This is a genomic window from Methanobrevibacter sp., assembly GCF_017427765.1.
GTDB lineage: Archaea > Methanobacteriota > Methanobacteria > Methanobacteriales > Methanobacteriaceae > Methanocatella.
On sequence record NZ_JAFRSC010000023.1, the window covers coordinates 18,024 to 40,782 of the forward strand.

Consider the following 22,759-nt stretch of genomic DNA (forward strand, 5'->3'; position numbering starts at 1 on the left):
ACACCTTGAACTATATTATATTTTAAATTTAAATAAATCTTATTAAAAATCATTTTGCTTAAGTTTTAGCCCAGCAATGAAAATGCCTGTTTTCTGATGTCTTCGGGAAAACTGTCATCCGAAGATATTTTAGTTAGCTTTTCTATATTTTCGGGATTTTTTAGCTCATCGAGACGTATATTGAAAAGCAGACTTTCAAGCTTTCCTTCAGCTTCACATCTCACATAATAATTATAATCATTTAAAGCCATGTCTTTTAGGGTTTCGATATCATCAATATCTGAAATCTCACGAATGCGGTCTTTCCAGGTTCTTAAATCATTAATCTGATTTTTAACCGCATTTTTAACATCCCTATCACCGTTTCGATAGATTTCCTCAAGGACATTTTCATCACTTATCCTTTTAATATCATTCCAGAGAGATTCCAGTCTCTTTAAAGCGGCACGCCTTACCTCTTCACTAACATCATCAACCGCAATTTCATCGAGAATATTCTTTTGTGATAATTTTGAGGTTGCCTCTTTTCTTATATCCTCATCACTGTCTGTTAGTGCAATACTATTTAATGTGCTTTTAAAAGCGATACCATCCAGAGAACCTCCAATTGCTAATTTGCGGTTGCTTAAAATATAATTATTTATCAGCCTTTCTTTTTTGATGTTTTTAAGAGCCTGAAGTCTGGAATCTTTATCTGAAAGATTATCTGCAAGGTCAATGAGGTCATTTGTCTTTGAAATTGCCATAATTGCACTAATGCGAACATCACCTGCAGGTTCTGATAAAGCAATATCATGCAGAATCGAGTCAAAAAGATAATTTGAATCATTTAGATTTGACATCCTTTTAACTGCCTGAAGACGAATTTCAGGAAAATCACAAGCTGAAAGATCCTTTAAAAATTCATGGTTAGTGATTTTTGAAATAGCTTTTAGAACTGTCTTATTTGCCTTCAAATTATTTTTTACATAATCAATAAGGACATCTTCATCATCTACCTTACTGACAGCTTCAAAAAGAATATCCAAGTCATTACAATTTTTTATCAAATTAATCAGTATCGCCTGATTTTTAAAATTGGCATTTGCGACAGCTTCACATCTGAGTTTATCATCTGTTTCGTTTAGAACAATATCTTCGAGAAAAGACTCATCAGTGATGAAATTCAATGCCACAATCTTTTCGTATTCATCAAGGTTATCATAAACGCCTAAAAAGTAGCTATTGAATTTAAAATAAGTATTTTTAGCCAATTCCGGCAAACGGGAATGCATTGACGGTTTGAAAATCATCTTTAAAAACGAATATTCATCAGGGATTTTACCGCAGGCGCAGTATCTGTTGAATTCATCACTATCGCCTAAAATTATCTGTGATAGCGTATCCAAGTTATCCATATTCGGATTTTGAATGGCTTCAAGGCGTATGAATTTATCTTCACTATTTAATGCAAGTTCATTTAAGATATTAACATCCCTAATTTTAGAAATGACCTGACGGCGAAGGTCTCCACCACATCCTGACTCTAAAACATGACAAAAGACATCCTGACTGGCATCATCCAAATTTTTACAGGCCAACAAACGAACATTGTCGTCTGGATCATTTAATGTGAGATGGCTTAAAAGAGATTTTTTCTCATCTTCACTTCCCAAATCATCATCGATAATATGATTGAGACAGGCAAACCTTAAATGAGCTGAAGGATTGTTTAAGCATTCATCATATAGGAAATCCTTATCTTCAATAAGCTCCTGCGCTTTAATTTTAACGGTTATGCTGGAATCATTTAAAAAAATATCCTTAAGTGCAGATTCATCAGTGATTTTTTCGAGATTTAGACAATCGCTACCAAAAGAATGCATTTAAATCATCTATTCAAGATACAGCTCTTCCAATCTCTTGAAACTTGCTTTTTTAACAGTCTCGTCATCATCATTTTTAATGATGTCAAGCAACACTTCATCATCGGCTATTTTTTCGATAGCTGCAATCCTAACATATGCTTCCGGATGATTTTTGGCAAGATCAATGAATTGTCCAACATCCTTTTTGGAGGTAACTTTAATATATTCCTTGTTTTTTGTTGATTTTATCCAATCCTTTTCAAAATGCCAGTTGGTATTGTCCATTGTCATTACATCCAAAACAGAATCCCCGTAACGGTATTCATAGTTTTCAGGTCTGTTAAGGTTGACGTTATCATCCATGTATTTTGCTTCCACCTGCTGATGTGATTCTATATTTTTTATCAGAAGCTTTACCGAATCAACACGCCTTATATCAAAATCCATTATTTTCACCTTGTTTTAAAATTTGTAATTTCAAATTAATAGACTTTATCATCTGTTTAAAATTTTTAAGAGATATTTATAAACCGGAAAACCAACATATCGAATAAATGATACCAAATATTTAAATCCAGGATATTCAAATTCCTTTTTAACCTTTTTAAGCTCAGATATGATGTCCAGCTTTTGCGGGCATTTCCTCAAACACTTGCCGCAACCGTTACACAATCCCGCATTTCCGGCTTTGCCCATTACTCCTCCGACATACTGGAAATAGTCAATTAAAGATTCATTGAACATTCCGTTATGCTCAAAGAGATACTTTTCATTGTAGATTTTTAAACACTCGGGAATGTTTACTCCCCGAGGACACGGCATGCAGTAGCCGCATGTGGAACAGTTGATTTTAAGGGAATTTCTCAAAACCCTTTTAACAAGCTCGACTGTTTCCATCTCTTCAAATGACATTGACATCGGAGCGGTTTTGCTGGCAATGGCTATATTTTCATCAATCTGTTCGATGGAATTCATTCCTGAAAATACGCAGGTGACATTTCTGTTATTTAAAACCCACCTTAATGCCCATTCAGCATTGGACCTGTCGGGATTTGCATCTTTAAAAATCTTTTCGGCTTCAGACGGCATTTTTCCTGCAAGAATTCCACCTTTTAAAGGTTCCATTACAAAAACGCCTATTCCTTTTGATGCCGCATATTCAATGCCTTCCAAACTGGCCTGAACATTCTCGTCAAAGTAATTATATTGGACCATTACGACATCCCAGTCATAGCCGTCAAGAACTATTTCAAATTCCTCACGCGGACCGTGGTATGAAAATCCGACATGCCTAATCTTACCTTCACTTCGTGCCTTGTTTAAAAATTCAATCAGACCCTTTTTCAAAAGCCTGTTCATAGCCTTTAAATCAACTGAATGGATTAGATAATAGTCAATATAGTCTCTTTTGAGGCGGTCCAGCTGTTCTTTTAATGCATTTTCCATATCCTCATATTTTTTGATGTGAATGGCGGGCATCTTGGTTGAAATCATCACCTTATCCCGGTATTCACCCTGAAGGATTTCTCCTAAAAACTTCTCGCTGTCACCGTAAAGATAAGCAGTGTCAATGAAATTGATTCCGTTGTCGATTGCATGATAAATCTGTTTTTTTGCAAGTTCACGATTAATTTTTCCGTTTTTTAAAGGCAAACGCATTGCCCCAAATCCTAAAGGTGAGATTTCATCACCAGTCTTTTTAATTAATCGGTTCTGCATAAAAATCTAAATAAAAAAAGAGTATAGTTATTTAAAAATAACTATTCGTATTCGTTAATTATGAATTTCATATATTCAATCAAATCGTCCTTGGACTCTTCGTCATCCATTGCAAATTCAATTGAAGTTTTAAGCCATTCGAAACGGTTTCCTATATCGTAGGTTTTTCCTTCGAATGTTACGCCGTAAATGGCATCCAGCTTTTGAAGAGCATCTGTAAGCTGAATTTCTCCGCCGACACCAGGTTCGGTTTCGTCAATTTTATCGAATATTTCAGGTGCCAAAACGTAACGTCCCATAATGGCCAGATTTGACGGTGCCTGGTGAGCCAGTGGCTTTTCAACAAGCTTTTCAATATTATAAACATTATTTTCCACTTCGGTTCCTTTAATGATTCCGTATCTTTCCACCTTTTCTTTTGGAACTTCCTCAAGTGAAATTGCAGATGCATTGTATTTCTCATAAACATCAATCAGCTGTTTGGTACAAGGAGTAGGACCTTTGGTAATTGAATCTCCAAGAAGTACTGCAAACGGCTCTCCGCCGATATGCTTTTTAGCGCAGTAAATTGCATCCCCAAGACCTTTCTGCTCTTTTTGTCTGACATAACAGATATCGGCCAAATCAGTGATTGCACGAACTTGCCTTAAGCGGTCATCTTTTCCCGCACTCTGCAAGGTCTGTTCAAGTTCAAATGACTTATCAAAGTGATCTTCAATAGATCTTTTATTTCTACCGGTTACAATCAGTATATCATCAATTCCTGAAGCCACAGCCTCTTCTATAACATACTGGATTGTCGGTTTATCATAAACAGGCAACATCTCTTTTGCTTGTGCCTTAGTAGCAGGTAAAAATCTAGTACCAAAACCCGCTGCCGGAATTACAGCCTTCATAATTTATCACCATAATAATTATTTAAATAATATTATAATTTTAATCTATTAAATAGGTTATGAAAAAAACTAATTAGCACAACACCAAAAACCGACTGTTTTAGATGACTGTTCAAATCGGCATTTTGAAATTAAAAAACAAGGAGAATAGAAGTGCTGGCGAACCAGCACTAGATAACATATGAGTTCAAAGTTCTATTTTTTTCTGGAAATCACGACTGTTGCACCGATACCTGCACCAACTGCAAGCAATGCTAAAATCGGATTACCTGTAGCCAACATTGTGTGAGCGGTAGCAGTGGCATTAGTAGCGTTTCCAGTTGCGTTTCCAGTTTCATTGATAGTTACGTTACTAGGGGCGCTTTGGAATAATGGACTTTCTGCCATTGCGTCTTCAACTGTAATGTTGGCATCTGTTTGGTTTTCTGCAGGTTCGCCTGCTGCCAGTTGAGAGTGAGTGCTGTCAGGATCGGTTATTGAATCATCAGTGAGTCCATAATCATTATCCGGATATTGGCCCACATCCAATCCTTCGGGATTTGCGGCATCCACCACACATACGACACATGCAGATGCAATAACACAAAATACTGCAAACAATGTTAATTTTTTTGTACTGTCCATATTTATCACCCTTTATAACAAATTGAATCGAGCGCATTTGAGAAATCAACTCTCTTTGCACAAGTAATTATATGAATAAGCCCATATATAAAGTTTTTCGAATGTAAGTGCTTACTTGCATCTTTAAATTATTAAATAATAAATTTAAAAGCCAATTATGAAAAAATATTAGATTAGTAAGATAAACATTGAAATTTAGGAATTATTAGACATTTAATCCAAGTCAACATAAAACGCAAAGATGACATGACCAATCGATCCAATTACAAATAACAGCACAAAAATGAGTTTATATTAAAAAAATAGCTTTAAAATTGAATAAGGACAAATTTGCATTAACAAATTTTGACACATCCCTATCCAACATACAAATTTGGTCTGCAATATGCAGTCTACATCTAATAAGATGTTACTAAATTATATCAATTTTCAAATATATAAACCTTTCTAAAATCTATCTTTAGTTAATTGAAGCATCAATTCATAATTAAAACAAAATTATATGATGAAAACAATATTTATTTTAAAAAATAGTAAATATTATATAGTTTTAAGTAAAAATAATTATTTCTAAAACGCCAATAAAAAAAAATACAAATTTGGTGTTTTAATGAATGGAAAAAAACATTATATTAAAAACACTCCTAACTTAGGAGACCTTGAAATATGACAGTCAAAAATATAGTGCTTGCCATCTCTTACTTATTTCTGGCAAGCTACTATCTATTGTTGGCTATTGAATTGATAGCCTAACAACATATGTGTCGAATGGGAAGCCTAGTTGGGCAATCCAAAATTTTCCAATTTGATGATTTGACAATTTAAATGAAAATTGGTTTTAATAGGTGTTTTATAGCTTCCTTTTTTTACACATAGACATTATTTCCATTCTAAAAACGCCAAAAAATATCAAATAATAATCTCAATATTAATTTTCTAAAGATATAATCAGATAGTGCGGGGGACGGGACTTGAACCCGCGAAGGGACTAACCCACTAGGCCCTCAACCTAGCGCCTTTGACCGCTCGACCACCCCCGCATAAAACAAAAGTAGTTATAAAAAAATATATTTTTTAACTTATATATAGTTAACGATTTTAGCATAGTTTTATAGTAACTTCCATGATTTTTTCATTTTTTAAATCATCAATCAAGTTTAAATCAAGATCTCTGGCTGCCTTATCTGCCCTAATCATCAGTGTTCTTGAGCAGGTATAATCACTTTTCCTTATTACAATATCTGTTGGATGTGTTAAAGTCAAATCCTCATGGCCCCAGCCGGTTATTTCATCATACCCTTTTTCTGTTTTAAGCTCCACGATTATTTTAGTTTCAGGATTTGCAATTTTGTCCTTGAACTCAGTGGGAAAGTTAAGCATGGTTTTGTCCATGTCAACACCTATGATGCAGTCAGCAGCAGGACCTATTTCACCGTCCTTTGTAATTTCAAAAGTTGATTTGTGATTTGAAGTTACATTTTTATGACCTTTAGTTAGGATTTTAAAAATCATATTATTATTTTAGATGAAAAAACTAATAAAATTTTTCATGGCAAATGCTCACAATAACGATTGATAATTTTAATAGTTACACTGAATAACATTAAAAATATTAAAGAAAACTATAATAAAAATAAAGACATTATGAAAAATAAAATATTAAAATAGCCAAACCTATATGAAGAGAATAGAATAAATGAAGTTTGAATAAAAACTTCTATCTTTTAATGGTTATTGTGTTTGTTATCTTGGATTTGCCATAAATGGACTGTATTTTGTGTTTACCCACATTTAATGTGATTTTTATGGTAACAGTAGCTATTCCTTTTGAATTTGTTTTTGCACTATAGGTTTTACCATTGATTTTGAATGTAATCTTTTTGCCTGAAAGCACTTTACCGTTAGGGTCCACCAATTTGGTTGAAAACTTGGTAGTTTTGGATTTTTTCTTTGTTATGTCACTTGCTGAGAGGACATTTTTAACGGTAATCTTATTTGATACCTTAAATCCACCATAACTGGCTGTAACTGTGTATTTGTTAGGGTTTAAGTTTATGGCAAGTTTTGCATAACCGTTACTGTCTGTTTTTACATTGTATGTTTTGCCGTTGACTTTGAATGTCACAACTTTTCCGGCGCCGACTGTTTTTCCGCCATCGGTGTAGATACGCACCTTGTAGTTTGTTTTTGCTCCAAAGTAATTTGAAACGTCCTTATTTTCACGTATCTTATAGTAAATGGTTATCTTATTTGATAATTTCTGACCAGTTACAGGATTGACGCTGGAAATTGTGTATGTTCCGGCATTAATGTTGATGTTGAGTCTTGCAACTCCGTTCGGAAGGGTTTTTATTTTGTATGACTTTCCGGCAAGCTTGAAGGTAATTTCTGTATTTCCCAAAACCTTACCGTTAGAGTCTGTAAATACAGCAAAGTATTGGGTTCCGCTTCCGTACAATTTCAGAACATCAGTACCTTCAGCAGTTGAGAAAACTTCAACAGTTACATTTACTGAAGCGCCGTAATACTTTTGTGTCTGTTCAAATACTATTTCAGCATCATATACACCAGGGTTGAGATTGATTGGTAATGCTGCCTCACCGTTTTCGTCGGTAACTAAAGTGTACTCTCTTGATACAATCTTTACAACAACGTTTTGGTTTGCAAAAGGCTTGTTGTTGGAATCTTTTAATGTGACCTTTAGAGGTTCGCTTCCTTTATAATATTTGGTTACATTATTTGCAGTTAAATTCACTTTCAACAAATCATTTACAACCTTAAAGCTACCGCTTGCACTTGCAGATGTGAAATCATCATCTCCTGCATAATCAGCAGTGTATGTGTAGTCACCTACACTCATTTTTCCTAAAACCAATGATCCGCTGCCATTTCTAACGGCAATATTATAAGTTGAACGTCCTATTTTTAAGGTTACCTTTGAGGTTATAGGCTCTCCGTCCTTTGCTTTTAAGCTGACTTTGCACATTACCCTGTCATTGATTCCTGCATCATTTATTTCAACGTCCAATATGGATTTTCTTTGAGAGACTTCTAATATGAATGTCGTATTTGACGGATAGTAATTATTGTCTCCCGAATATTTGGCGATGACTGTATATTCGCCATTGTCCATTGGAGCGATGTACCAGTATGATGCGGAATTTGAAACCGGCTTGTCTCTCGGTGAGAAATATCCGATCATTGAAAATGTAACGCTTCCGGTTGCATTCGGACTTAAGTCGGCAAAAATCCTGATGTTTTCACCTAAACAGACCTCTTTAACATACAGTTCGATTGTTGAATTTGCCTTAAAAATCTCAAATGATGTACTGTTTTTTGAGGATACATAGTAATCGTTTCCAAGATATGTTGCAGTCATGGCGTAGTTTCCAGCATCAAGGCCTTTAAAACTCCACACAGCCTTTCCTCCAGAGACATTTACGTCTTCTGTCATATTTCCGGCATTGAATCTTACAACACCGGTTGCATCATTATTCAATTTAGCTGTTGCGACAATATCCTTGCCGTAAGCCTGACTGTCAACGCTTAAAATAATGTCTGAAGCGAACTGTTTTACATAAAAGCTGACTGTTCTGTTTGAGGCAAGGTAGTTGTTATCTCCCAGATATCTGACGGTCAAGGCATAGCTTCCCTGATTCAGTTTTGAGAGATTTAAAACTGCCTGAGAGTTAATAATCGGAATCTTATATTCAGTGTTGTTAAATACGAATATTATATCTCCTGTTGCGTTTGCCAAATCGATTACGCTGATAATCTCATCAATTTCAGGTGTTGCGCTGACAATGTCAATGTCCAATGCCAAACCTGCTTTTGCTACATTGAACCGGGTTGTTTTGGTTAAATTAACAATATCGTTAGTGTAAACAGCATTTATGATATGGTCTCCGGCAGCAAATCCGTATGATGCGTACTCGGCAGTTCCGTTTATGATATCTGCAACATAACTCTCGTTTGCAATGATGAATCTGACTTTTCCTTCAACGCCCTTATCAAAAATTGCTTTTATCAATTCCTCTTCGCCGTAGGTAATGTCAGCAGATGTAAGATTGAAACTAATCGGTTTAACGTTTAATGTGTTGCGGATTGTAGTGTTTTTATATGTTGCAGAAATCCTGTAGGTGCCCTCTTCAAGGTTAACCTTGAAGAATGCATAACCGTCCGCATTTGTAGTTATGTTATGCTTTTTGGAGTTGAAATCAACTGTAATGACTCTGTTTGGCATTGCAATTCCATTTGCCTCAATAAGCCTTACTGAATAATTAAAGTCAATGCCCTCGAAGCCTGTTGAGTTTGCGCCAATCAATACGAATTCATCAACTTCACCGATTGTTGTGTTCCATGTTGAGCCTTCAAAATATCTGTCCCCTTCATAGAATACAAAAATGTAGTTTGTTCCGTTGTCGAATTTTACTGAAAATGTTGCTCTTCCATCGGTTAAATTTAACCTGTAAAGATTATAGTTAACATAAACTCCAACAACGCCTGTACAGTTAACATTGCTGGTTTTAACTTCCACTGTTCCGTTGAGATTTTTCAAATCCTGAGCGATTTTCACATCCAAGGAAGTAGGTGTTTTTAGGACTTTAAATGAAGTTGAAGTGTTTACCGGATAATATCTCAAATCACCGTCAAATATTAATGTCACGTCATATTTTCCTGCTTCGAGATTGGTTAATGTGACATTGGTTATGGCATCATCAATAAATATTGTGTTGTTTACGCCGTTGATTATTAAAGTAGCTTCGCCTCTTATGCTTTCAGGGCTGACCTTAACTGTTATTGTTGCGTTTTCACCGACGTTAATGTCTGATGATGAAATGTTAATTGATGAATCATATCTTGTGACCTTTAAAATGCCGCTGACTTTTGCTGAGTTATAGTATTCAGTTTCCGCAAACTCCAAAGTGATGTTGTATTCGCCTTCGGCAAAATTGTTTAAAGCTATTTCAGCAGAACCGTCAAATATGTAGATGGTTTTTTTGCTTTCACCGTCAACATATAGAACTGCCTGACCCTGAAGATTGTCCGGAGTCAATGTTACAACAGCCAATCCCTTCTGGCCCACTTTTATTTCTGCAATGCTGATATTCAAGACCACATCCTCTTTTTTAATGTTAACAGAAGTACTGTTAAATGCCTTGAAATAATTGTCATTTCCTTCATAAATGATATTTAATGTATAATTTTTAGGCATAAGGTCTGAAATTTCGAATTTGGCTTTTCCGTTAGCCAGAGTGGAATTATAGGTATTGTCTGCAAGTTTGACGCTGACGGTACCATCCAGATGAGAATTGTCAGCGTCTGTTACTTCAACATTCAAAACAAGTGTATCCAAATAGGAAATGCTCTCAGTAACATTGAATTTAACGTATGAATTGGCTTTTCCGACATCAACAATAGCTTTCTGATTAAAAGAATAAATATTAGTTATCAGTTCATATGATCCTTTGTTTTGAGTATAATTAAATATGAAATCACATTTACCGTCAGCCAACGGTTTTGTTATGATAATCTCCCTACCGTCAATTGAGGTTTTGAATGTGACATTAAATACAGGAAACAGACCTATTTTAGATATTAGATTGATATTGTTTGTCCATAATGCAGTAACTGTTAGCTCATCTGAGATATTTAACTTTGAATAGTCCGGAGTCAGGTTAAAAATCAGCCATGAGTTAATTCTGTCCACATTAACTTTAGATTTTAATTTGTATGGATTTTCGTTTGTGTTCCACCAGTTATTGTCCAGACTTATTATTTCTCCACCATTGAAGAATACATCAGATGAAATGCCCTCGAAATTGGTATTGTCGATGAATGCGGAGTATGTTATATTCAAATCGCCGACATTGTAGATGTTAGGAGAACCCTTATATTCACGATTCGGCGCTTCATAATAACCGGTGTTATTTCTAAAGATACATCCCTGAGCTGTTAATTTTCCTGAGTTGTAAACGGCACCATAGATATAATTGAAATTTGCTCTTTCAATATAATTGTTTTCAATTATTGAATTTATCATCATGAGCTTTCCGGTGTTATATATTGCTGATCCTTTGGACTCGTGGACTGCATTTAAGTTTGAAAGAGTGCTGTCCTGCATTATTATTTCACCATCATTAGCTATTCCAATACCATTTCCATAGTTTGAACCGGTAGAATCGGCAAATGATGTGTTAATAATACTTGCTTTACCTTTATTGTATAATGAACCTCCATAAGAGAACAGCCCTGAGGTTGATAATGCAGTATTGTTTGTGAAATTAGAATTTGTGATAGTCAAATCACCGAAATTGCTGATTGCACCGCCGTAAACAGGCTTGTTTATATCCCCATAAAAAAGCACACTGTCTTTAAATTCACAGTTATCTATTTTAACTGTCGCATTTTTAATGTCAAGACATGCTCCACAGACAGTATCATTATATGATGTGGAATAAGATGCCGGAGATTTATATGCGTTTATAAACTTGATATTTTTAAATGCGACTGTAACTCCATCAGGAATGTTGAAAATATAGGATGATTTTTGTCCGTTTATTACAGTATTATCTGAACCGATAAATGTCAGGGATTTGTCAACAGTCAGTTTAGTGTTTTCATCACCCCTAAATTCCCCATCTGAAAGGTATATTGTATCGTTATCGCGAGCAATTGACATGGCATGTTTTATTGTCATGACCGGACTGTCCTGAGATCCGTCATATGAATTTTTACCGTTAGGGTCTACATAAATTCCATTTAAGCCATCTGCCAGATTACCATCATCCGTAATGCCGATATCAGTTGCATTTCCATCAACATTTGAAGCGCTGACAGCAGAAACAGATAATGCCATCAGGATAATGATTAGGATAAACAATACTTTATTTGATTTCAACTTGATACACCAATTATAAATTAATTGTACTTTAATAAAAATCATCTGTCAATGATATGATTAGTTTTGAAAAAAAGAATATATAAAAGTATCTGAATATGTTGTAAAAATTAAAAAAAAGAAAATTAGTTTAAAAAAATAACTAATTTATTCGAATTTTGATTTTCTGCGTTTTACTCCAATGAAGAATAAAATCATCACAGGGATTATGAAAAATATTGATGGAATGAATCCGTCCTTATCTTTCTGCTCAATTTCGAAAACCTTTTTACTGACACTGTCGGAATCGCCGGCAAGACCTGAATCCAAACCTTGGGAAGATTTTGACTGACTTGCAGCGCTGCTTTCACCTTCAGTAGATGGAGTTGCATCAGTATTATTTGAAACTTCATTTACATTTTTACCGTTGTATGAAGTTGTATTGACTGAGCCTCCTTCAGTATTTGAGTTTATGAAATTAATCAAATAATCTTTTAATGACATACCCTCTTTTGATGAGTCCCCATTAGTACTTCCAGCAGGTGAATTTCCCTGATTTTGGGAATCATCCTTTTGATTATTGTTGGATTGTTGGTCTCCATCATCAGGAACTCCATTCTGTTTTGAAGAACCTGGAATCAAAGGATTAAATGAATATCTGCTTTCTTCTTCACTGCTTGAAAGTTTGGAACCGTCAATTTCATTTGAAATATCCTTATTGTTTTTTGGAGTTGAATAATCGTTTTTATCCCCATTGTCAACATCGTTATGTGCTGCGAAATATTCATATGCCCTAATAACCTGATTGTTATAGAATTCGAGGTTTTCATGTGAATTTATATCCCAATATTTCAATCCGGAATTACCGGTTTGTGCCTTGGAATTATATGAAATCAGAAGATTATTAAGTATTTTTGAATCGACTGAAGATAAAACATTTACTGCATAAAATCCGTCACTGATAACAGTATTGTTTTGAATGTCAAACTGATGATCGCCGTTTGTCTTTTGACGATAACTGACTCCGTAGATATTGTCGTCAATTGATACATCCCCTACACTGTGAACTTCAATTGTATTGTTGCGTATAGTTGAATGTGTGTCCTGTGATTCAATTCCGGCAACCAGTGCCCATTCATGAGTTCCTGCAAGTCCTGTTACATTGATTTTATTGTTTGTAATTGACAATAATGTTTCTCCATAGAAGTTTTGAGAATAAACACCAATGTTAGGGCCGTTTGAAAAGGAATACAAATCGTTTTCCGTAATATTCACATTGGAAATCGGACCTGTAATCTGAATAGGATACGCAGTACCTGCAGCCATTTTACCACCGGTAGTGATAATGCGTATGTTATTGTGGCATGCAGTCAAGTTATTCAAGTTGTAAATGTCTAAACCATAAAGATAATTGTCTGTACCCGGATAAGTCATAAAGTCTGTCATGAATATTGAATTGTTGCATATCAAAGCGCCGTCAGATTTACTTATCAGCATGCAATCAAGAGAAGGATATAAGTTTTCAGGCCTTTTATTTACTTGTGAAAAAAGACTATTTTCCATAAATGAAATATTATTACATCCTTCTATTCCCACAGTTAAAACCAAATCAGATGCAAGTTCAGCACCGTTAATGCCGAATACAATATCCTTGAGAGGCAATGCGGAAATAATCGTATTGTTTTTAATTAAAGCATCGTCACAATCCACAACCTTAAGTGCACAATTGTAAACGTTTACATCATCATTATGCCCTTCAAAGTTAATGTAAGAATTCAAAATCTTTAAATTCCTTAAAGGATTATCAGGATATCCAATTGCATAAATACCATAAGCTTCAACATTTTTGGGAACTATGTAATTAATACTCACATTGATTAAGCTAACGTAATCAGATAAAACCTCTATGCCCGCACCGTCATTGTCTGCATATTCGCTGTCCAAATCCATTTTTATGTCTTTGAGCGTCACGTGGTCTGCTTCAATCTGGAATACTGTATTTTTCAGATTATATCCAATGCCTTTTATTGTCACATTATTGGCATTGATGCATAATTTACCCAGATTTTTAAAATCCTGGTTAAATATTAATGTCTTATCCGAAAACTTTGATTTTAATGTATTATCAGTGAAATAATCATCAAAATTGTCTGAATCAATATAGATTGTATCGTTCAAAATCAAATCAGGTTCATCCGGAATTTCATCATCCGAATATGCAATCTCGTTAATTGAGATAACGTTAGAATGATCAGTGATATTTTTACTCAAATCAGATGAATCCAAATCAATTGCTGAAACAGAAGAAACTGATACAATAAAACAGACTAGAACTATTCCAATCAATAGTTTTAGACTAATTCTTATATATCCACCTCCTTAGATTAACTTTTTCTAATGGCAATTATAACGATAACTGCTAAAAGATAGTAGATATTATGTAAAGAATACCTTATAAAGTTATCTTTAGAGATTAATCCAGATATATTTAAAAAAAGAAAAAGGTAGAAGAGAATTTAATCCCTTCTAGTTAATTGTTATTTTTGTAGTTGCTTTGCAAGACTTGTAGGTGTTGTCACCTGCGAAGTTTACATTAGCGTTGTAGGTACCTTTCTTGCTGATGTCAAGTTTGAAGGTAGCCTGACCTTTAGCATCGGTTTTTGCTGTGTAGGTTTTTCCGTTTACAGTAAGTTTAACAGTTTTACCGGATCCCATGTATGTTTTTCCGTCAATGGATGATCCTTTGTCTGTTTTTAAGGTTACTGTGTAGGATTTTGTTTTAGCAGATGCTTTGTATGATTTGGCAGGAGCGTTTAAGGAAGTTTTCTTAAGGTTTACAGTAATTGATTTAACTGTAAATGAAGCGTTATAGTCTTTGTCTCCTAAGAATGCTACAGCAAATGTGTAGGTTCCAGCTTTTGCCAAGTTGATTTGCAATTTAGCAATACCTTCACTGTCGGTAGTGGTATTGTATACTTTACCGTTGAATCCGATTTTTACGGATTTGTTAGCTAAGATATTTCCAGCGTCATCAACAAGTTTAACTTTAAAGTATCCGCCTCTTTCACCAGCATAGTAGTCTATAGCATAGGTTTCGTAGTCATCGCCAATGATTGTTGTGTTAGCTCTGAGTTTAGCCACATCTTTCAATGTAATAGTAGTGTTTACAGGTAAAACTTTATCGTTACCGTCAAAGTTAATTAAAACAACACTATTGGATGCAGCAGGAATTACAATAGAACCGTCACTACCGGTAGTAGCAGCAGTAGCATTTCCATTTACAGAGTAAGTTACATTAGCATTAGCAATAGGGCTGCCAGCTTCATCAACTAAAACAACTGAAATAACACCTTCACCAGTTACGGAGATGTTAGTGAATTTGGATTCACTTACAGATGATTTAATTTCTTTAGCAACATAAGCAGCATCGTGAGCATCGTCACCGCTGTAGATTACAACAACACTGTGGTCACCGACTGCAAGGCCGGAAACAGGAACAGTAGCAGATCCGTTTTCATCTAAAGGCACAATATTCTCTTTACCGTCAACAATAACAGAAACATTACCAGTAGCACCAGGGATGGAAACAGATACATTGGTATCTTTACCAACTTCAATGTCGCCTATAGTTACGTTAGCTTCACTGGTTTCTTTAGCAACACTGAATGCTTTAGCGTCATAAGCAGCATCGTGAGCATCGTCACCACTGTAAACTACAACAACACTATGATCACCAGCTTCAACAGCAGGAATAACATAATTAGCAACACCATTTTCATCTAAAGGCACAATATTCTCTTTACCATCAACAATAACAGAAACATTACCAGTAGCACCAGGGATGGAAACAGCAACATTGGTATCTTTACCAACTTTAGCATCACCAATAGTCACATTAGCAGCGCTAGCTTCTTTAGCAGCACTGAATGATGTATTCTCATAAGCAGCATAGTGAGCATCGTCACCATTATAAAGTACAACAACACCATGTTCACCAGCTTCAACTGCAGGAATAACATAATTAGCAACACCGTTTTCATCTAAAGGCACAATATTCTCTTTACCGTCAACAATAACAGAAACATTACCGGTAGCACCAGGGATGGAAACAGTAACATTGGTATCTTTACCAGCTTTAGCATCACCAATAGTTATGTTTATTTCACTTTCTTCTTTAGTAACAAAGAATGCTTCTGAAAATACCATAGGAGCATATTTATCATTACCTTCAAAGACAGCAATTATAACATGAACTCCAGCATCAATGTTTTCAATAGTGAAGTTTCCTTTACCGTCAACTACAGGAACAAAAGTTTCATTTCCGTAATCAACAACTATAGATACAACTCCGTCAACACCAGGAATGTCGACTGTTACATTTACATCATCACCAACATCAGCATCACTGATATTCATAGTAATGTTAGTAGCAAGTTTTTCCACTATAAATGTAGTTGAATTATAAGTTTCGAGGTATAATAAATCACCGAAGTAATAGACACCTACGGTGTATTTGCTAGATACTAAATCTGAAACGTTTAATTGGCCTTTACCTTCAGATACAGGAATGCCGTATTTTTTACCGTCAATAATAACTTCAACGTAATCAGTTATGTTTTCAGCAAATGAAACATTAATGGTTGCATTTTCACCTACTTTAATGTTTTCAACTTCAACAACTAAAACAGGGTCAATTGGGAAGTTGTCTTCAACAACATTATCTTTGTCTTCTTCAAATTTGACTGCACTATCACCGACTAAATCTTTAGCGTATAAAATGTTGTCAGTTACAGTGTTGTTTGAAGTAGTCTTTAAGTCAACAGCATAATCGCCAGTAGTCATAATGATATTGTCTACAATAGCGTTTTCATTGCCGCTTACGGTTACAGTACCATATACATCGTTGCCCACAAATACAGTTTCAGTTCCTGAAATAGCAACATTCATGAAAGTATTGCCTACAGCAGTAGTGTTTGCTGCAATATTTGTAGTTGCGTAAATCTTATTGTTTTCAACAAGACTGTTTGCACTAGGATTGAAGTTGGTATTACCGTAAAGTGTGTTGTTTCTGTAAACGTTGCCTGTGGATGTGGCACCGTATTGGTTTAAGATTCCACTACCGTTGTGATAGATGGTGTTGTTTTCAACAAGGTTGCCTGAACCCATAACAGTCATAGCATAACAGAACGCACTACCACGTTGGCTGTTGTAGAGAACGTTGTTTGTGTATGAAACATGTTCAGGAGCAGCACCGCTACCTGTAAATTGGTTAGCAGAAAGGATGTTTCCACTTGAACCGGTAATGTTGAATACATTGTGGTCAAATGTTGCGTAAGCTCCACCTTTACCTAAAACAAGTAAACTGGAACCTGTTCCGCCGTTTTCAAAGTAACCGTTTTTAACGAGAGTGTTATAAGCACCAGTGTGGATACATAAGAATCCTGTACCGGAACCGACACCGCGTTTGTTAGCAACAATACTGATACTGTCAACAGTTATGTTTGAAGCACCTTTAATGTATAAACAATTGTTAATGAATTTCAATCCGGTCATGTTAGAATTGTCTGCACCAGCAATGAAATTAAATGAATTTACAGCATTTCCAGCATAAGTGGCACCAGCATCAAATAAAGCATCACCAGTAGATGAAATAACATTTACAGGTCTGTCAATGTATACAGGGTATTTACCTAAGAATAATCCTTGGAAGTCTAATGTGGTACCATTTGGAACAAGTGAGACCATATTACCTTTTGCATCGAAGTAGTATTCATAGGTTGAATTTGTAATTACACCATCCAATACCTGTAAGTTACCGACAGAGTCAGCTACTTTAAGGTATAAATCACCATTGTAGGTTACATTTACATCATTTGCACCGCCAACTAAGTCGGCAGCATCAACAGGTACAGTTACAGTACCGTTAACTAATGGGACTTCTTTGTAGACTTTGTTTCCAATTACAATAGTTACATTACCTGTTGCATTAGGAACAGTTACAGTTACAGTAGAGTTGGATCCAATCCATACAGGTTGACCTTCAATGATTATTTCTGGGTCGAATGGAGGAGTGTTGTTTTCAACAATACCAACTATACCTGGAGCAACAGAATCGTCACCGAACAATTCTTCAGCGTATAATGTGTTATAGGTTACATTAGCTGGAGTTCCATCCAATAAGGATACTGTGTATTTACCCTGAGTGAATATAGTGTTATTTTCAACAACAATATCACGAACACCGTACATGAATTGAGCATAACTTACACCATGTACAGGAGCTTTTTCAACGTAACCTGCCTTATTGTAGGTGTAAATTGTGTTATTGTTAATTACAGCAGCACCATTGGTGATTTCGATACCTGACACTAATGCCCATGCATCACCGGAAGTTGCATTACCAGTTACATTAAAGAAGTTATTTGCAACGTAGGAATTAGATGAACCTCCCCACATACTTGATACATAGTAACCTAAGTTAGGGCCGTTTGAAACAGTTGTAATACTATTTCCAATTACAGTAATGTTGGATTCAACACCTTGAATACCGTAAGCGGCACCAGATGAATCCGCACCAGATTTTGTGGATAACTCCAATATATTGTTTGAAACTGTTAAATTATCATTATATCCGAAGTTTAATGCATAAAGGAAAGTTACATCTCCAACTTTTGATTTAGTATCAATCATTTTAATGGTATTTGAATCAAATAAAATATTATTTGAACCAATGATTAAAACAGATTGAACAGTTGGAGTGGTTTTAGCTAAATTGTTTATGCTAGTATCCAGATTGTTGTTGGTGATTGTAATATTATCACTTTCTCTAACTCTAAGTGGATTAATATAATCGTGTCCCATCATGTAATATTCAAAGTCATCAATAAACCACATATCATAGTCTACAGTTAAAGCAGGCAATGTAGAAGTTATAGTGTTATTGTCAACTAAAGCATTAGTTACACCATTTAAATTAATTGCAATAGCAGTATACTCACCAGTTTTAATTACACTAGCAAAGACAATTTTGTTGTTGATAATGGTTAAATTATCAGCATCGAAAGCGTTTATAGCTATTGCATCATAATTACCGTTGGTAACCCTGTAGTTAATATCCAAATTAGATAAAGTTACATTGTTTGCATTTACAGTAATTAAATCACCTAATGCAGAAGATGCACTGTTGACAGTTGCTGTTAATTTCAATCCATCAATTGTTACATTGTCACATGCAATTACAATACCCATTAAACTTAATGATGCGCCATCACTTGAAATGGATACAGGTTTGTCGAGAACAATATATTGAACAGTCTTAGCTTTAGCAAATGCTCCTTTAAAGATCAAATCATTGTATGGAACACTGTCTTTTAACAAACCGTTTTTATCGAAGAAATCGAAGAATACTTCAGTAAATACTACATTATCCAATCCGTAGAATTGTGTGGTTTTACTGTCTGAACTGATAACTTTGTTACCGTTGTAGGTTACAGTTAAATCGTTTAAACCCACTTCAATATTGTTTGCAGGGATTGCAAAACTAGCCTTATTATCTACTAAAGGAATATTTTTGTATTCATTGCCGTTAATATTAACGTTTACAGTACCGGTAGCGTTAACAACAGTTATGTTGATTGTGTTATTATCACCACTCCATGAATTTGCTGCTTCAATTTCAATAATAGCGTTCATTCCATTATTTTTAACTGTATTACCTTTATTATCAGCAGAGTTGACTGCATCATCACCCATTTTATCTTTACTGGACAATACATTAAATCTTACAGTGTTATTTGCTGAGGTTTTTAAATCAATAGCATAAGCTTTTTCAGTTGAAATTTGGTTATATTCAATAGTGTTTTCATTTGAATTGACAGTTACAGCATCTTTTACAAGGTTGTTAGTGAAAATAGTGCCGGTAGCTGCTTTGTTAATAGTTACAGCACCATTGATTGTGTTGTTATCAACAGTTATATTTCCACCAGCGGAAGTTGTACCTACAGTCATTGAACCTGCAGTATTGCCAATAACAACCATATCTGCACCACCTAATGATAAAGCAGCAGTCATGGTATTGTTTTCTACAAGGGATCCTTTTGTAGCGGAGATACCGCATCCTATAAGAACATTATTTCTGTATGTGTTGTTCTCACTAGGGTCTTTTGGTCCACTAGCCCACTGAACGTTTGCAGATAGAATACCTGAACCTTTGTGTCTGAGAGTATTGTTTTCAACAACGTTATATGAACCCATGAGAGTAATACCAAAGGATGTTGAAGTACTTGCTTGTTCATTATATATTTGATTGTTTGTAACAATCATGTTTCCTGGAGTTACACCAGTACCGACATAAGCGTTAGCACCAACCAAGTTTCCGCTGCTTCCTGTTACATTAATGACATTGTTGTCAATGGTTCCATATGGAGCACCGTAACCGTAAACAATGATACTTGAACCGGTACCGCCATTTTCCAAGTAGGAATTTTTAATAGTACCATATGCCGCATCAGTTCTAAATACTATAAATCCGGTAGACGCACCAATACTAGTCATATTTGCAATTGCAGTAATACCATCTACAGTCACATGTGGAGCTTCAACGAATAAATCACCATTAATAATGGTAATTCCAGTTATGTTAGTGTAGTTAGCTCCTTGTCTAACATTGAATTTGAAACATTTTGCTTTGTTACCAGTTTCACCTTTACCAAAATCTTCATAATTTTCAAATACAGCATCATTAGTTGAAGAAATTACATTTACAGGTTTGTTGATGTTTAAAGTGTAGTTATTACCTTTTGTAATATTATGAACAAATGTTCCCTGGAAGTCTAAGGTTGCACCTTCAGGAACATTGACTGATAAATAATTGTCATTGTTTTTATCAAAGTAGTATTTGAATGTATCAGCAGTAATTACACCATCAATAACTTGTAAGTTACCGTCAGCAGTAGTTTTTGCGTAATTATCATCACCATTGTAGGTTACCTGAATGTCATTAGCACCTAAAGTCAAATCACTTGCGTCAATTGCTTGTGAAACAGTGCTGTTGACTAACTTTAAGTCAGGGTATATTTTATTACCGACTCTAATTGAAACGTTTCCGGTAGCATCAGTGACATTTACTGTAATTGTAGCGTCACTTCCAGTCCAAACAGCCGGAGCATCAATTATGATTTCAGCTTTTGTTGGTGGTACGTTCTTTTCAACTACATTGTCTTCACCGAGAATGTTTGCTGCTTTGTTACCTGTTACGTTATGTGCAATTAATGTATTATCTTTTACAGTAGAGTTTACTGCATTAGAAATATAAATTGCATATAAACTGTCAGAATAAACTGTGTTATTGGTTATGTTATAAGTGTGAGAAGCACCTAATGGTTGAGCATAACTAATACCATATAAGTTATTGGAATCTGAATAGTTGTTGATTGCATTTACATTTATTGTGTTTCCGCTTACAACTGCTTTGTCATCCTGAAGTTCCATACCTGAAACCAATGCCCATGGATCGTTAGTAGCAAAACCTTGCACATCAATTACATTATTGGTAACAGTAATATCGGTTCCACCAAGATAATTTTGTGAGTATACTCCTAAAGCAGGACCTTTACCTTGAGCAGTTAATTTATTGCCGTCAACTACAAGAGCAGCGTAAGGACCTGTTGCCTGAACAGCATATGCAGTACCTGCACCTTCAGTACCTGTTGTGGTATTTACCAAAATAGTATTTCCTGAAACTTTAGCACCATCGAAAGAGTATAAATCTACAACATTGGAATAACCTGCTTTACCTTCACCGGAAAAGTCAGTTTGGGTAAATGCGTTATTGGAAATTACAAGGTTTTTAGGGCCGTTAGCCATTAATGAATCAAGAGTTGGGAAATATCCAACAGCTTTGGTAACATCAACAGTTACAATGTTTTCATCAATGGTGATATTTTCCCCATCCTGAATACCGATTGCTAAAGGTAAATCCATATCAATACCACTTGCTCCACTGTAATAATCAACATCTAATGCAGGCAAGTTTGCATTGATTTCATTCTTTTTAACTTTAACATTATTGGAATTACGGATTTCAACAACATGTTGAATTACAGTAGTTCCAGTTGCATTGAAGTTAATTACAGAGTTGACCAAATTGAAATTATCACTTTCAAAAGCATAAACTCCATAACTATCCATTTCACCTGCATTAGCCACATCAACAGTCACACCGTCGACAGTTACATCGTTTGCATGAACATCAATAGCAGCACCGTCACGTGCAGTGTCAATAGCTATTCCTTTTAAGGTTACATTTTCAGATAAAATTTTAAATCCGATGTTTTTAAATAAAGCATCGTCACCTAAAATTGTTTTAGGAGTATCGATAGTAATTGTATCAATTCCTAATCCTGAAAAGTTTCCATTAAAGGTTAATTCACTAGATGAAATACTTTTGTTAATGACACCATTCTTATCAAAATACTTGAAGAATGTGTCATTGGTAACAGTAGGATTATCTACTGCCAATAAATCATCTCCAGAGTTACTACCCCCTTCTGTAGCAGAAAGAGCATCACCCTCCGTTACATCATTTAAAGCTACACCAGTAGCTACGTCTAAGTTTGAATCTGTTGCGCTAACCGCACTGACACAGAAAAGCATCAATACGACTAAAATCGCGCAAATAAAAATATTTTTATTGTTCTTCATTCAATCACTCGATTCAATGTTATAAAGTTATAATATTAAAATAAAATTTAACTTTACGAAATAATTTATATCAAAACTACTATATAAAATAA

Annotated in this window: 9 protein-coding genes and 1 tRNA gene; all 10 read right to left on the reverse strand. The window is 35.0% G+C overall.

All coding sequences use genetic code 11. The features are described 5' to 3' along the window. Nucleotides 1–65 precede the first annotated feature (65 nt). Nucleotides 66–1,865 carry a hypothetical protein gene (locus tag IJL02_RS06665; protein ID WP_292813605.1) on the reverse strand — a complete coding sequence of 600 codons (1,800 nt, stop codon included), beginning with the start codon at nucleotides 1,863–1,865 and terminating at the stop codon, nucleotides 66–68. A 9-nt stretch (nucleotides 1,866–1,874) separates the two neighbouring features. Next, nucleotides 1,875–2,294, reverse strand: a complete 420-nt coding sequence (locus IJL02_RS06670) for a hypothetical protein (protein ID WP_292813610.1) — start codon at nucleotides 2,292–2,294, stop codon at nucleotides 1,875–1,877. A gap of 48 nt (nucleotides 2,295–2,342) precedes the next feature. Then, on the reverse strand, nucleotides 2,343–3,566 hold the full coding sequence (locus IJL02_RS06675) for an aldo/keto reductase (protein WP_292813615.1): 1,224 nt from the start codon (nucleotides 3,564–3,566) through the stop codon (nucleotides 2,343–2,345). A 41-nt stretch (nucleotides 3,567–3,607) separates the two neighbouring features. Further along, complete coding sequence (gene galU, locus IJL02_RS06680; protein ID WP_292813618.1) at nucleotides 3,608–4,462, reverse strand: UTP--glucose-1-phosphate uridylyltransferase GalU; 855 nt, start codon at nucleotides 4,460–4,462, stop codon at nucleotides 3,608–3,610. Nucleotides 4,463–4,657: 195 nt separating this feature from the next. Further along, entirely contained in the window at nucleotides 4,658–5,086 is a 429-nt protein-coding gene (locus IJL02_RS06685; protein WP_292813621.1) for a hypothetical protein, read from the reverse strand. Between the two features lie 956 nt (nucleotides 5,087–6,042). Next, nucleotides 6,043–6,126 (reverse strand) — tRNA-Leu (locus IJL02_RS06690). A 58-nt stretch (nucleotides 6,127–6,184) separates the two neighbouring features. Then, complete coding sequence (locus IJL02_RS06695) at nucleotides 6,185–6,598, reverse strand: DUF371 domain-containing protein (protein WP_292813624.1); 414 nt, start codon at nucleotides 6,596–6,598, stop codon at nucleotides 6,185–6,187. A 205-nt stretch (nucleotides 6,599–6,803) separates the two neighbouring features. Further along, nucleotides 6,804–11,987 (reverse strand): Ig-like domain-containing protein, encoded by a 5,184-nt coding sequence (locus IJL02_RS06700; protein ID WP_292813627.1) that lies wholly within the window; start codon nucleotides 11,985–11,987, stop codon nucleotides 6,804–6,806. A gap of 147 nt (nucleotides 11,988–12,134) precedes the next feature. Next, nucleotides 12,135–14,312, reverse strand: a complete 2,178-nt coding sequence (locus IJL02_RS06705) for a right-handed parallel beta-helix repeat-containing protein (RefSeq protein WP_292813631.1) — start codon at nucleotides 14,310–14,312, stop codon at nucleotides 12,135–12,137. Nucleotides 14,313–14,492: 180 nt separating this feature from the next. Continuing rightward, on the reverse strand, nucleotides 14,493–22,667 hold the full coding sequence (locus IJL02_RS06710) for an Ig-like domain-containing protein (RefSeq protein ID WP_292813634.1): 8,175 nt from the start codon (nucleotides 22,665–22,667) through the stop codon (nucleotides 14,493–14,495). Nucleotides 22,668–22,759 lie beyond the last annotated feature (92 nt).